Genomic DNA, 12,514 nt, shown 5'->3' on the forward strand with positions numbered 1-12,514 from the left:
CGGGTGCGCCGGTGCGCCGACGGCCGTCTCGCGTACGTGGGCCGCACCGACGCCCAGGCGGATGTCCGCGGCGTCCGCGTCGAGTTGGCCGAGATCGAGGAGGCGCTGGCCGCGTACACGGGCCTGGCGCAGTCGGCAGTGGCCGTCAGGCAGGACGGCTCCGGGCAACGACGGCTGGTGGCCTACGTGGTCGCGGCCGGCGGCCGGGCCGTGTCGGGCGAGGAGCTGCGCCGGTTCGCCGCGGGCCGGCTGCCGGAGCACATGGTCCCGTCGCTGTTCACCGTGCTGGACCGGCTGCCGGTGACGGCGGCCGGCAGGCTGGACCGGGCCTCGCTGCCGGAGCCCGGGTTCGACGACGACACGTACCGGGCGCCGCGCAACGACACCGAGCGGATCCTCGCCGCGGCCTTCGCCGACGTCCTCGAACTGGACCGCGTGGGCATCGACGACGACTTCTTCGACCTCGGCGGCAACTCGCTGCGGGCGATCAGACTCGTCGGCCTGATCCGCGCCGAACTGAGCCAGGAGGTGTCGATCCGCCGGCTGTTCGCGGCGCGCACCATCACCGGCCTGTCGGACATGTGGAAGGACCTCGCCCAGTCCAGCAGGCCCACGCTGCGCAGGAGGACGAAGGAGGGCGCGGTCCTGTGAACCCCCTCACTGGTGCGGGATGTCGACGCCGGCCGCGCGCAGGTTCGCCTCCAGCAGCTCGTTCAGCCGCGCGGCCGCCGGCGCCTGGTCCTCCCGGTGGTGGTTGATCAGCCCGTAGCGGGCGTCGGCGTCGGGCCTGGCCCGGAACGCGGACGGCATCGACAGCAGTTCACGGTTGGCCAGCAGCTTGGCCGACAGGGCACAGGCGAGCTCGTCGAGCCGTGGGTCGTGCGGATCCCACGACTCGGCGTCCTGGCAGCGCTTCATCAGCGCGACGTACTCAGGGTCGCCGAGCTGACGCTCGATCTGCACCAGGAAACTGTCGAAGACCTCCGGCACCAGGGCACGGGCCAGGATCAGCGCCTCCTGCTGCAGGTCCACGTAGTCGGCACCGAAACCGAGCTCGGCCAGCCTGTCCAGGGCCGCACAGGCACGTTCGGGCAGCAACAGCCGGTCACCGGCGGCCAGCCGGTGCAGCACCGCCCGCCGCTCGATCAACTCCTCGATCCGGTCGTTGAGCCGCCGCTCGACGTCGTCCAGAGCGGCGGCGAACCGCTCGGGACCGGCGTCGAGCAGCTCGCCGATCTCGGCCAGCGGCACGCCCGCACCGGCCAGCGTCCGCACCTGGACCAGCCGCAACATGTCGCGGGATCCGTACCGGCGATAGCCGGAGCCGTCCCGGTCGGGTTCGTCGACCAGGCCGAGCCGGTGGTAGTGACGCACGGTCTTCACCGTGACGTCGGCGAACGCGGCCGCCTGACCGATCGTGAGCCCGTACACCATCCGCTCAGCGCGCCCTGCGGTCGTGAGCGGCAGCCGTCTCGCGTACGGCGTCGGCGATGGCCCGGAAGTCCTTGCGCAGGACCTTGGAGTGGTTGCTCGCGACCTTCGCACTCACCTTGATGTCCGGATTGCGCGCGAGCACCGGATCGAGCGAGGTCCGCATCAGTTCCATCTCCTCCTGTCCCCCGCCCAGACTCGCACCCGTGGCGAGGACGTAACGCACCGGGCAGGTCACGCGGTCGAGGACCGGCGCGACGGCGGCATTGATCTCGTTGGCCTCGATGTTGATGTCGGCATGCTGGTCGGCGCTCATCCGCGCGGCCATGCCGAACGGGCGCACCAGTGGCAGCAGCAACCGCATCCGGCGGAACAGACGCCGGATCCGCTCCCGGCCCTCCTCACCGGTCAGACCGTACGGAATGGCGCCGTCGATGCACACCACCCCCAGGACGCGGTCCGGGTTCCGCTCGGCCCAGTGCGCCGCGAGCGCCGCCCCGTAGGACCAGCCGACGAGCAGCGGCCGCTCCACGCCGGTCGCCTCCAGAACGGCATCGATGTCCCGCAGACACGCCTCGAAGGAGTAGTCCGCCGACCGCCTGGAGCGGCCGCGCGCCCGTTCGTCGAAGGTGATGTGCCGCCAGTCGGCGCCGAGTTCGGCGATCACCGGCCGCCAGGGCCGGCGATCCGCGTAGGAGCCGTTCAGATAGACGACGGGACGGCCGGGGCCGCGCGAGTCCGTGACGGACAGGGCGGTGTCGTCGACGGGAACCATGCCGGTCCGGGGTGAGGCAGCAGAACTGGTCATGGCAGAAGCGTCCACCCTGCCCTTGGGTCAAGGTCAAGCCGTGACATCCGCGACATCCGTCCGCCCGGCCCGACGTGCCGGCGCAGCACCACGGTGCGGCGCCGCGCGGCCGCGCCAGCCGCATTCGACCACACCCCGTGTGCCGCTCCAGCCGGCCCTGAGAGCGTCCCCCCGAGGACGACACTCCCCGAGCACCGGGAGCCGAGCGTCCTTGTACCGGTGCGCGACCAGGACACAAGGCCACTGGTCCGCTCCCGCACGCTCACACCCGACCAGTGCCCTAGGAGCGCCATGTCGACCCACCAACCCACGCTCGAAAGACCCACCACGCCCCGCACCGTGACGGTCGGCTTCCGCCCGGACATCCAGGCACTGCGCGCCCTCGCCGTGGGTCTCGTCGTCGTCCACCACCTGTGGCCCATGAAGCTCACCGCCGGTTTCGTCGGGGTCGACGCCTTCTTCGTGCTCTCCGGCTACCTCATCACCGCGCAGCTGACCCACGAGATCGACAGAACCGGCCGGATACGGATCGCGGACTTCTACGCCCGCCGCGTACGCCGTCTGCTGCCCGCCGCGCTCCTGGTACTGGTCACCGTCGTCGTCGCCGTGCACGCCCTCGTGCCGCACGACCGCTGGGCGGACTACGCCCGCCAGGTGCTGGCCAGCGCGCTGTACGGACAGAACTGGCTGCTCGGCGCTCACCCCGTCGACCCGTACAAGGTCACCGGTCTGGTGCACTTCTGGTCGCTGTCGGTCGAGGAGCAGTTCTACCTCGTGTGGCCGCTGCTCCTGCTGCTCCTGTTCAAGCTGCGCGCACCCGCGGCCCGACTCGCGGGCGTCGCCGCACTCGGACTCGTCTCGCTGGCCTGGTGCATCCACCTCACCGAAGCGGACGCGAACGCGGCGTTCTTCACGACCCCGGTGCGTGTCTGGGAGTTCGCGATCGGTGCGGGCATCGCCCTGATCGGAAGCCGGCTCGTGCTGCCCAGGACCGTGGCCAACGTCGCCTCCCTGGTCGGCTTCGGCGCGCTCGTCGGCTCGGCGGTCCAGTTCACCGCGCTGACGCCCTACCCCGGCTCCGCGGCGCTGGTCCCGTCCCTGGGCGCGGCCCTGGTCATCGTCGCCGGCAGCGGCCGTGAGCGGCAGTGGCACACCCCGCTGACCTCGTCGAAGCCCGTACAACTCCTCGGCGACATCAGTTATTCGCTCTACCTCTGGCACTGGCCGCTGCTCATCCTGGCGCCGCTCGCCGTCTCCGGAGGAGTCCTCGACTTCCCCGTGCGCCTGGGTGTCCTGGCGTCGGCCCTGGTCCTCGCGTACCTGTCCAAGCGCCTCGTCGAGGACCCCGTCCGCACCTGGCCCGTACTGACGGCGAACACGCGGCTGACCTTCCTCGCGATGGTCGCCGCCCTGGCCACGGTCGCCTTGGCGGCAGGCAGCCTGCTCTGGGCCTGACGCCCTCAGGTCCTGGCGAACCGACGTGCCGTGGTGTGGCCTCGGATCAGGTGTGGGTGGCGGCGTTCACGAGTCCTTGGATGCCGTCGAGTACGCAGGTGAGGCCGAAGGCGAGGGGGTCGTCGGCGGTGGGGGTGAAGGCTCCCTCGGCGACGGCCCGGGTGAGGGCGGGGAAGCGGTCGGCGTGCACGGTGAGCTGATGGGTGGTGAGGCGGTTCCATTCCTCGTCGCCCGTCTGTGTGCTGTCCAGGGCCTCCTGGGTGAGGTTGCGGACGAGGCTCAGGACGAGGATGGCGGCGTCGTGGCGGTGGCGGGCGGTGAGCCCGGTCGGTTCGAGTGCGGCCAGGGCCGTGTCCAGCCAGGCCACTTGGTGCGGGCCCATCGCGTGGCGTCGTAGGCCCGTCGCGGTCAGGATCCAGGGGTGGGCGCGATAGACGTCCCGGCAGGCGCGAGCCCAGGCGTCCAGGCGGGGGCGCCAGCCTCCGGGGACGCGGTCGAGGTCGGGAGGGTCGCTGAGCACGGTGTCGACCATCAGGTCGATGAGGTCGGGCTTGCCGGGGACGTAGCGGTACAGGGCCATCGTGGTGACCCCGAGCATCTGGGCCACCCGCTGCATGGAGAGGGAGTCCAGCCCTTCGGCGTCGGCGATCTCGACGCCGCAGCGGGCCACTTGAGCAGGGGTGAACTTCGGCTTCGGGCCCCTTCGCGGACGGCTGTCCGCCTCGCCCCACAGCAGCGCGAGGCTGACGCCCGGCTCCCGGTCGCTCTCCTTGTTCGCCGGCACGGTAACGGCCTCCTTTGCACAGCGGTGTTGTCATCCACCCAACAACTGCGTATAACATACACAACAACGAACCGCGTATGACGTACACAGTTACTGGGTCCGTGCTTTCCGGAGGTCACCATGCTCACCACCGTCATCACCGCCGCCGCCTGCACCGCCGTCGCCGCACCCGTGGCCGGTCTCCTCACCCGCCGGGCGATCGTCCGCTCCGGCAACGCGCGCCGACTGCGCATCACCGGCAGCCAGGGCATCGACGAGCAGTACTTCACCCGGATCGGCGGCCTCGACCAGTGGATCGGCGTCCGGGGCGAGGACCGCGCCAACCCGGTCATGGTCGAACTACACGGCGGCCCCGGCTCGTCCCACTCGATCCTGGCAAGCGTCTCCCGCGACTGGGAGCGCCACGTCACCCTCGTGCGCTGGGACATGCGCGGCACCGGCAAGACCCTGCGCCGCTCCGGCGCCGAGAAGCAGGGCGAGATGACCTTCGAGCGGATGCTGCAGGACGCGGTCGAGGTTGTGGAGCACGTACGCGAACGTCTCGGCGTGCGGCGGGTCGTCCTGCTGGGATGCTCCTTCGGCAGCGCTGTGGCGATGCGCATCGCGCGCAGCCGCCCCGACCTCGTCGGCGCCTACATCGGCACCGACCAGAAGATCTTCGACGGCGGCCGGGACACCGCCGACTACTACGCCACGCTGGACCGGCTCGAACAGGCGGGCAAGAAGAAGGAACTCGCCGCGGTACGGGACATGGGGCCCGACCAACGAGCCTGGAGCGCCGAGCAGTTCAGCCACTTCAACCGCTTCGCCTCCGCCACCGACCCGCACACCTTCGCGGCGATGAAGTCCGTGGTGATGAAGTCGCTCTGGTACTCGCCGCTGCACTCCCTGCGCGAGATCGGCACCTTCTTCAAAAGCTTCATGGTCTCCGCGCCCGTACTGCCCACCACCGTCGCCCTCGACGACCGGGCGGACGGCACCCGCTTCGACGTCCCGTTCTTCATCGCCCAGGGCGCCTGCGACCAGGTCAACACACCGGCCCGCGCCCGCGCCTTCTTCGACGACGTCCAGGCCCCGGTCAAGGAGTTCACCCTGATCGAGGACGCCGGCCACTTCGCCGCCTACAAGCGGCCCGAGCTCTTCCTCGACCTCCTGCTCACTCGCGTCCTGCCCACCCTCCCCGACGCCGAGGCGTCGCGGAAGTGCTGATCACCGCCGGGAGCCCGGGCTCGGACTCCCGGGCCCTGACGGCGTGTTCAGCGCGCGAAGAGCGTCTCGGACAGCCGGAAGGTCGGGCGGTGCGTGGGCGCACCGGCAGGCCCCGTCGCTTCGACCCGGTCCCCGACGAACACCGCGTCGGCGCGGTACCCGCCGCCGACGACGGTGGCACGTATCCGTACGCCCTCCGCGAGTTCGACCACGGCCACGGCCAGCGGCGCCGTGGCGTGGCGGCGGACGACCTTGACGCTGCGCACGACGCCCAGCCCCGCGCTGCGCTCCTCGTCCAGTTCGCCGGAGCCGCAGGCCGGGCACAGCACACGGCGGAAGGACGGCGTGCGGCACCAGCGACAGCGCTGGAACAGCAGGGGTGCGCCGCGGGAGGGGACGCCGCCGGTGCCTGAGCGCGCGCGGGGGACGGCAGTGGGGGACACGCGATCACATCCTCGGGTCGGCCTGGGGCCCACGGTCCGGCGGGCGTACCGCTCGAAGGATGGAGGAGCGCACTCAAGGGCCCGTCGAGTCAGGGTGTCTCGGGCGGGGTGTAGAGGACCTCGCGGGCCTGTTCCGCGGCGCGGGTGAGGCTCTCGGCCACGTAGTCGAGGAAGCGGGCGATGTTCTCCAGGCGGGCCGCGGCCGGGGTGCCCGGGCCGAGGACGGCGACGCCCTGGCGGGAGACCTCGACCTGCTGGACGAGGGCCTTGGCGCTGGCGAGCATCGACTGGTACCAGAGGTCGTCGTCGATGACGTAGCGCTCGCGGCGGCGTTCGTCGCGTTCCCTGCGCACGAGCGTCTGGCTCTCCAGGAAGGCGATGGACTTGGAGATGGTCGCCGGGCTGACCTGGAGGCGCTGTACGAGTTCGGCGGCGGTCAGGCTGCCGGAGTCGGTGGTCAGGAGGCTGGCCATCACCCGCGACATCATCTTGGGCAGACCCGACTGGATCATGACGGTGGTGAACAGTTCCTCGTACTCGCGCACCGCCTCGGGATCGCGGCCGTGGGGGAGTGCGGTGGCTCCCTCGTGGCTCGGTGGCGCGGCGGGCTTGCGACGGTGGGCGCGGTGTTCGGTGGCGCGGTGGGCCAGGTCGGCGCGGTACGAGGTGGGGCCCCCGTTGCGCATGACCTCGCGGGTGACGGTCGAGGTGGGACGGTCGAGCGCCCTGGCGATCTCCGCGTAGGCGAGGCCGTCGGCCAGGCCCGTCGCGATCTCCTGGCGCTCCTGCTGGCTGAGCCTGCCTCCGGGCATCGCGGTCTCCTTCGTGTGCGGGTGATGTCGTCGACCTTAGCGTTCATCTCCATCTCAATGCAACGAGTGAGTGCGTGGCGTTGCGTTATTCATCAGCTTCGTTGCAATGAAATATCGCACCTGACCTGCAGTTACTGATGTTCGATGCAACAACCTTATTGCGCAAATCTCGAACGCTACGTAGCGTTTCTCTCATCAGAAACAGCCGGGAGCGGCCGGGGAACGGACGCTGAACGGCACTCACAAGGAGAAGACAATGCAGAAGTTCGACACCACCGCCCCGATCACCGCCATCCTCGACATCCCCGCCGGCCGGGTGCAGCTGATCGCCGCCGACCGCGTCGACGCCACCGTCGAGGTCCGGCCCGCGGACGCCGCGAAGAGCCGGGACGTGAAGGCCGCCGAGCAGACCACGGTCGACTACGCCGAAGGCGTGCTGCGGGTCGTGAGCCCCCAGGGCGACCAGCGCTTCGGTTCCTCCGGTGCGGTCGAGGTCACCGTCCAGCTGCCCGTCGGTTCGCGGGTCGAGGTGAAGGCGGCCGCCACCGAACTGCGCTCCGTGGGACGCCTCGGCGACCTCGCCTTCGACGGCGCCTACCGCCAGATCAAGGTCGACGAGACCGCGAGCCTGCGCCTGACCGCGACCGACGGCGACGTCGAGGTCGGCCGCCTGACCGGTCCGGCCGACATCACCACCGCCCGCGGCGACATCCGAATCGCCGAGGCCACCGGCGGCAAGCTCTCGCTGAAGACCCAGTCCGGCGACATCACCGTCACCGCCGCGGCCGGCGTCTCCGCCACCCTGGACGCCGGCACGACCCTCGGCCGCGTCAGCAACAGCCTCAGGAATGACGGCGCCACCGTCCTCGACATCCACGCCACCACCACGCAGGGCGACATCACCGCCCGCAGCCTCTGACCCCCGGCCCCCGCCCCCTGACCGCGCAGTCCCGGAAGCAGCACCGCTCATGGCCGCCCCGGCCATCACCGGGAACTGCGCCTCATCCTCGGCCAGTTGGACGCCGCCGGCATCGAGGCCGACGAACTCACCGTGCACACCTCGACCTCGACCTCGACGGCCTTCTCCTCGCCCTCACCGGCGACAACAAGCTCCCCACCCGGACCACGCCCAAGGAGTCCGTCCGATGAGCACCCTCTCCCTCGCCGCGCGCGACTCGCGGACCATGCTGCGCCGCAACCTCCTGCACGCCCGCCGCTACCCGTCGCTCACCCTGAACCTGCTGCTCACCCCGGTGATGCTGCTCCTGCTCTTCGTCTACATCTTCGGCGACGTGATGAGCGCGGGCATCGGAGGTTCGGACCGCTCGGACTACGTCGCCTACCTCGTCCCCGGGATCCTGATGATGACGGTCGGCGGCACCGTCATCGGCGCCGCGGTCTCCGTCGCCACCGACATGAACGAGGGCATCATCGCCCGCTTCCGCACCCTGGCCATCCACCGCGGGTCCGTCCTCGTCGGGCATGTGGTCGGCAGCGTCCTGCAGTGCCTGATGAGCGTGGTCCTGGTCGGCGCGGTCGCGGTCGCCATCGGCTTCCGGTCGACCGACGCGAGCGTCCTGGAATGGCTCGCCGCCTTCGCCCTGATCGCGTTGTTCTCCCTCGCCCTCACCTGGATCGCGGTGGGTATGGGCCTGGCCAGCCCGAACGCCGAGGCCGCCGCCAACAGCGCCCAGCCGCTGGTCCTGCTGCCGCTGATCTCCAGCGCGTTCATCCCGGCGGACTCGATGCCGGGCTGGTTCCAGCCGATCGCCGAGTACCAGCCCTTCACCCCGGCCATCGAGACGCTGCGCGGCCTGCTGCTCGGCACCGGGATCGGCAACAACGGGTGGATCGCCCTTGCCTGGTGCGTCGGCCTCGCGGTCCTCGGCTACCGCTGGTCGGCCACGACGTTCCGCAGCGACCAGAAGTAGGCGTTGGCCCGGCAGCGCGGGCCGGCGCCCCCACCACCCTGCTCCGCCCCAGGGCGGCGTACACCGACACCACGTCGGAGTGCGCCGCCCTCGTTCATGGACGGGGACGGCCCGCAGCCGATCGCTCCCAGGGACCCCGGGGCCACGACCGGCCGCTCCCGGCAGGGCACGCGGGTCATCCGTCCACGGCCCGGGTCCGCCCCCGCTCGTCTCCCGCGCTCGCCGCACGAGCGTCCTTCCCGCACGCCGAGAAGATTGTTGAGCACGCTCCGCGCTCACTGCGCGGGCAAGCCCTTTCGGACGTGTCATCCTGAGCGGGTTCCCGCGCGCACGTTCGACAGCGCGGGCGATGCCGAGTGATTGAAGGATGCATGCCCGAATCTCAGCTGGACCGCCGCGCGGAAAGCCGACAGCTGCGCTCCTCGCAGCCGCAGTGGCAAGGCCTGTTCGTCGCGCCCGCGTTCCCCGAGGGCTACGACGAAGCGGTGGAACAGGAGGAGGCCGAGGAACAGCCCGCTCCCGTCCAGCGGCGCGTCCGGGGCAACCGTCGCCCCCAGGGCCGCTCCGCCTAAGACCTCACCGGCGGCGAAGCGCCCTACGAGCCCAGACCAGCCGGGAACCCGTACCCGTACCCGGCCCGTACCTGGAACCGTCGGCCCCGCCTCAGCCGTCGGTCTCCGTCAGGCCCGCCCCCGGCTCCGTCACCAGCACCAACTGGCTGATCGTGTACCGGTCGTACGTGTGCAGCTCGACCCGGTACAGGCCGGGGGAGTGCGCCGAGAGCGTGGCGGTGGGGCGGCCGTCGCGCATCTGCAGCGCTGCCGGGCGTCGCTCGCCCGTCTCCGTGTTCGTGAGGGTGCAGGTCAGACCCTGGACGGAGTCGGTGTGTTCGGCGACGGCCGGCCACTCGGCGCCCGCCTCGGCAAGGTCGGGGACCGTCAGACCGCAGCCGGGCTCGCCCAGCGGAATGCCCTGCGGAAGGTCCTCCAGGAGGATGTCCGTCACCGTGTCGAGGGCGCTGTCGGCACGCGCCAGGTCGCCGTGCTGGAGGGGAACCGTGGAGACGTGCCCGGACAGCGCCGCGGCGTCCCGGTAGACCGTGCCGTCGCCGTTCACCGTGAAGTACTGGACCCGCTCGTGCCGGTCGCGGACGAGCGTGCCGTCCGAGTTGGGGCGCGGACCGTCCTCGTGCGGAATTATCTGACCGTTCGTCAATTCCAGGCTCTGCCAGGTGGGTTGGCGCGTACCGACGACCGTGCGGTGGTCGGGGAGCGGGACGTGGCGCTGGCCCGCGTGGAAGTCGAGCGTGGCCCGGGCCAGGTCCGGGTGGCCGCCCAGCGCGGTGACGTCGGACACCTGAAGGCGGCGTACGTCGGTGTCGCCGGTTTCGCGTACGCAGCGGTACTGGGGCAGCAGGTCGTGCAGGCCCGGCATCGTCGCGCACAGCGCCCGCAGACGCGCGTGGGGGAGGGGGACCGGGGCGCCGCGGCCGCTGTTGAGGATGACGGCCGCCTTCACCGAGCCGTGGAAGGGGGTGCCGAGCGTGATGACGGTGCGGGTGTCGGCGGCCAGGTCGTCGAAGTGCGTGCCGTCCAGGGCGCTGCGCGTGACCAGGCCGCCCATCGAGTGCGCGACGAAGACCAGCTCGGCCGGGCGCTGGTCGGCGCGGTGCGCGAGCGCCGCGTGGTGGGCCGGGTGGCGGCGCCAGGCCGTGAGGTGCTCACGGGCCCGCTCCGCGAGCAGCCGCCCGTTGACCGCGACCGGCAGCCGCCAGTCGTAGGGGAACGCGCAGATCGCGGCCGGGTCGGCGACGTAGTCCCGCACGGTCTCCAGCAGATCGGTGTACGGCTCCTGACCGCGCAGGTACGGCGTCCAGGTGCCGTGGCGCAGCAGCCGGGTGGCCGTCACCCGCCCCGTCTTGCCCGCGAGTTCGTCGTCCGTCATGTGCAGCCGGGCGAGGCCGTCCTTGCGGGTCCACGCCCGCAGCAGCCACCCCGCCCCCGACAGGCCCCACAGGACGTCACCGCTCGCCGTCTCGCGCAGCTCGCTGCCCATGATGCCGGGAACGATGACGACCGCATCCTGCGTCACATGCTGTGATAACTCTCCCTTGATGGAGGCGGGTTGTGAGGCCGGGACCTGTCGCTGGGAGTCCATGGACGGGACAATAGAGAAGATGAGCAAGCCACGGGGACCGGTTGTGGCTGTCGCCGCCGCACCGGAGGGGCTCGAATGGCCGCGCGGGCCGCACGCGGGGGAGCCGCGCGGTCTGCTGGTCGGCCTCGTCGTGCCGGACGGGGACCCCGCTTTCGACGACGCGCTCGAACAGCAGCTGGCCGCCCTGGAGTTGTGGTGGCCCCGGCACGGCGGCGAGTTCTCCTGGCAGCTGTCGCGCAACCCGGACGGCTCGCCCCTGTCGACGCGGCACGACGTCGAGGCGTACCTCGAAAGCAGCGGGGTGCGCGAGGGCGATGCCGACAAGCCCCTGGTGCTCTTCGTCAGCGGGCACGGACTCACCGCCAAGTCCGCCCGCCACTACCTGCGGCTGCCCGCCACCCGGGACGCCCGGCTGCTCGCCACCGCCGTGCCCACCAGCACGCTCGCCTACGCGGCCCTGGACTCCCACGCCCGTGACGTCCTGGTCATCCTGAACATGTGCGAGTCGGCGGCCGTGCAGAGCGAACTCGTGACGCTGCAGGACGACTTGGACCCCGTACGCAAGGAAGAGGCCCGGCTCAACGTGCTCGCCACCACCGAGCGCGGGCGCCAGGTGCTCGGCCTGGAGCTGGCCCGGGTGCTGTCGCGGGCCCATCTGCTGGCCACCACCAGCGAGCAGATCGCGCACCCGCACCTGACGATGAGCGAGTTCACGCAGCTGCTCAACCGGGCCGCCAAGCTCCTGGAGGAGGAGCGGCCCGTGCGGCGCCGGGCCCGCCGCGCCGCCGCCCGCGTCAACATCCCCCAGCCGCTGCTGACCCAGTGGCAGCACGAGCGCACCCCCGCCCTGCCCAACCCCGGCTACGACCCGGCGCCGCGCGTCGCCAAGGCCGAGGTCAGCGATGTCGCGGTCACCTTCGACGAGCTGGAGTACTGGCTGGAGAAGGCCAGCGGCCGCCTCGACCAGGCCGACGGCGGCTGGTACTTCACCGGGCGCACCGCCCTCAACCGGATCCTGGTGGGCTTCGTCGAGCGGCCCCGCGGCGCGATGATCGTCACCGGCAGCGCGGGCACCGGGAAGTCGGCGCTGCTCGGCCGCGTGGTGACGCTCAGCGATCCGCTGTTTCGCGCCGAGGACCGCTACCGGACCGCCTTCGACGGCCCGCCGGAGACGATCCCGCCCGCGGGCTCGGTCACCGCCGCCGTCTCGGCCCGCAACCACACCTCCCTGACCGCGCTGCGCCAGCTCGGCCACGCCCTCGGCCTGCGCCCCGCCGGCGACGAACTCGGCGACTGGCAGGGCGCGTTGGAGGAGTTCCTGGCCCGCCCCGGCGACCCCGTCACCGTCGTCGTGGACAGCCTCGACGAGGCGTACGACCCGACGCACTTCATCACCACCGCGCTCGCCCCGTTCGTCGCCGCCACCAGAGCGGGCCCGCACGCGGCGGGCACCGTGCCCGCACCCGCGTCCGGGGCCGCCCGCG

Annotated in this window: 12 protein-coding genes and 1 pseudogene; 7 read left to right on the plus strand and 6 right to left on the minus strand. The window is 71.6% G+C overall.

Annotated elements, in window-relative coordinates; translation table 11 throughout:
- Nucleotides 1-651: phosphopantetheine-binding protein (locus tag G3I40_RS15765; protein WP_239091765.1), on the plus strand; the 651-nt coding region annotated here is incomplete at its 5' end.
- 6 nt (nucleotides 652-657) lie between these two features.
- On the opposite strand, the gene G3I40_RS15770 is transcribed toward G3I40_RS15765, so the two are convergent.
- Together G3I40_RS15770 and G3I40_RS15775 are read right to left on the minus strand one after the other, a co-directional pair.
- The gene (locus G3I40_RS15770) at nucleotides 658-1,434 is read right to left on the minus strand and encodes a MerR family transcriptional regulator (RefSeq protein ID WP_164302794.1); all 777 of its coding nucleotides are present in this window, start codon (nucleotides 1,432-1,434) and stop codon (nucleotides 658-660) included.
- A 4-nt stretch (nucleotides 1,435-1,438) separates the two neighbouring features.
- Complete coding sequence (locus G3I40_RS15775) at nucleotides 1,439-2,239, minus strand: alpha/beta hydrolase (RefSeq protein ID WP_164302795.1); 801 nt, start codon at nucleotides 2,237-2,239, stop codon at nucleotides 1,439-1,441.
- A 291-nt stretch (nucleotides 2,240-2,530) separates the two neighbouring features.
- On the opposite strand from G3I40_RS15775, the gene G3I40_RS15780 reads away from it, so the two are divergent.
- A complete protein-coding gene (locus G3I40_RS15780) occupies nucleotides 2,531-3,694 on the plus strand; it encodes an acyltransferase (protein WP_164302796.1) in 1,164 nt (387 codons plus the stop codon).
- A 46-nt stretch (nucleotides 3,695-3,740) separates the two neighbouring features.
- Here the strand turns inward: G3I40_RS15780 and G3I40_RS15785 are convergent, their stop codons facing one another.
- Nucleotides 3,741-4,478: a TetR/AcrR family transcriptional regulator C-terminal domain-containing protein gene (locus G3I40_RS15785; RefSeq protein ID WP_164302797.1), complete on the minus strand. Its 738-nt coding sequence runs from the start codon at nucleotides 4,476-4,478 to the stop codon at nucleotides 3,741-3,743.
- Between the two features lie 120 nt (nucleotides 4,479-4,598).
- Between G3I40_RS15785 and G3I40_RS15790 the strand changes: the two genes are divergently transcribed.
- Complete coding sequence (locus tag G3I40_RS15790) at nucleotides 4,599-5,687, plus strand: alpha/beta hydrolase (RefSeq protein WP_164302798.1); 1,089 nt, start codon at nucleotides 4,599-4,601, stop codon at nucleotides 5,685-5,687.
- Nucleotides 5,688-5,734: 47 nt separating this feature from the next.
- On the opposite strand, the gene G3I40_RS15795 is transcribed toward G3I40_RS15790, so the two are convergent.
- Both G3I40_RS15795 and G3I40_RS15800 read right to left on the minus strand, forming a co-directional pair.
- The gene (locus tag G3I40_RS15795; protein ID WP_164302799.1) at nucleotides 5,735-6,130 is read right to left on the minus strand and encodes an OB-fold domain-containing protein; all 396 of its coding nucleotides are present in this window, start codon (nucleotides 6,128-6,130) and stop codon (nucleotides 5,735-5,737) included.
- 89 nt (nucleotides 6,131-6,219) lie between these two features.
- Nucleotides 6,220-6,942: a helix-turn-helix domain-containing protein gene (locus G3I40_RS15800; protein WP_164302800.1), complete on the minus strand. Its 723-nt coding sequence runs from the start codon at nucleotides 6,940-6,942 to the stop codon at nucleotides 6,220-6,222.
- Nucleotides 6,943-7,198: 256 nt separating this feature from the next.
- Here G3I40_RS15800 and G3I40_RS15805 point away from each other — a divergent pair, with 256 nt between their 5' ends.
- From G3I40_RS15805 to G3I40_RS15815, 3 genes are all read left to right on the plus strand, one after another.
- Complete coding sequence (locus G3I40_RS15805) at nucleotides 7,199-7,861, plus strand: DUF4097 family beta strand repeat-containing protein (RefSeq protein WP_164302801.1); 663 nt, start codon at nucleotides 7,199-7,201, stop codon at nucleotides 7,859-7,861.
- Nucleotides 7,862-8,087: 226 nt separating this feature from the next.
- Nucleotides 8,088-8,873, plus strand: coding sequence for an ABC transporter permease (locus tag G3I40_RS15810; RefSeq protein ID WP_164302802.1), 786 nt, complete (start codon nucleotides 8,088-8,090; stop codon nucleotides 8,871-8,873).
- 371 nt (nucleotides 8,874-9,244) lie between these two features.
- Nucleotides 9,245-9,445, plus strand: a complete 201-nt coding sequence (locus G3I40_RS15815) for a hypothetical protein (protein ID WP_164302803.1) — start codon at nucleotides 9,245-9,247, stop codon at nucleotides 9,443-9,445.
- Between the two features lie 91 nt (nucleotides 9,446-9,536).
- On the opposite strand, the gene G3I40_RS15820 is transcribed toward G3I40_RS15815, so the two are convergent.
- Nucleotides 9,537-10,964 carry a hypothetical protein gene (locus tag G3I40_RS15820; protein ID WP_343244941.1) on the minus strand — a complete coding sequence of 476 codons (1,428 nt, stop codon included), beginning with the start codon at nucleotides 10,962-10,964 and terminating at the stop codon, nucleotides 9,537-9,539.
- A gap of 85 nt (nucleotides 10,965-11,049) precedes the next feature.
- Between G3I40_RS15820 and G3I40_RS15825 the strand changes: the two are divergent.
- A pseudogene (locus G3I40_RS15825) lies at nucleotides 11,050-12,514 on the plus strand (hypothetical protein); the annotation flags it as partial.

Source organism: Streptomyces sp. SID14478, assembly GCF_010548525.1.
Lineage (GTDB): Bacteria > Actinomycetota > Actinomycetes > Streptomycetales > Streptomycetaceae > Streptomyces.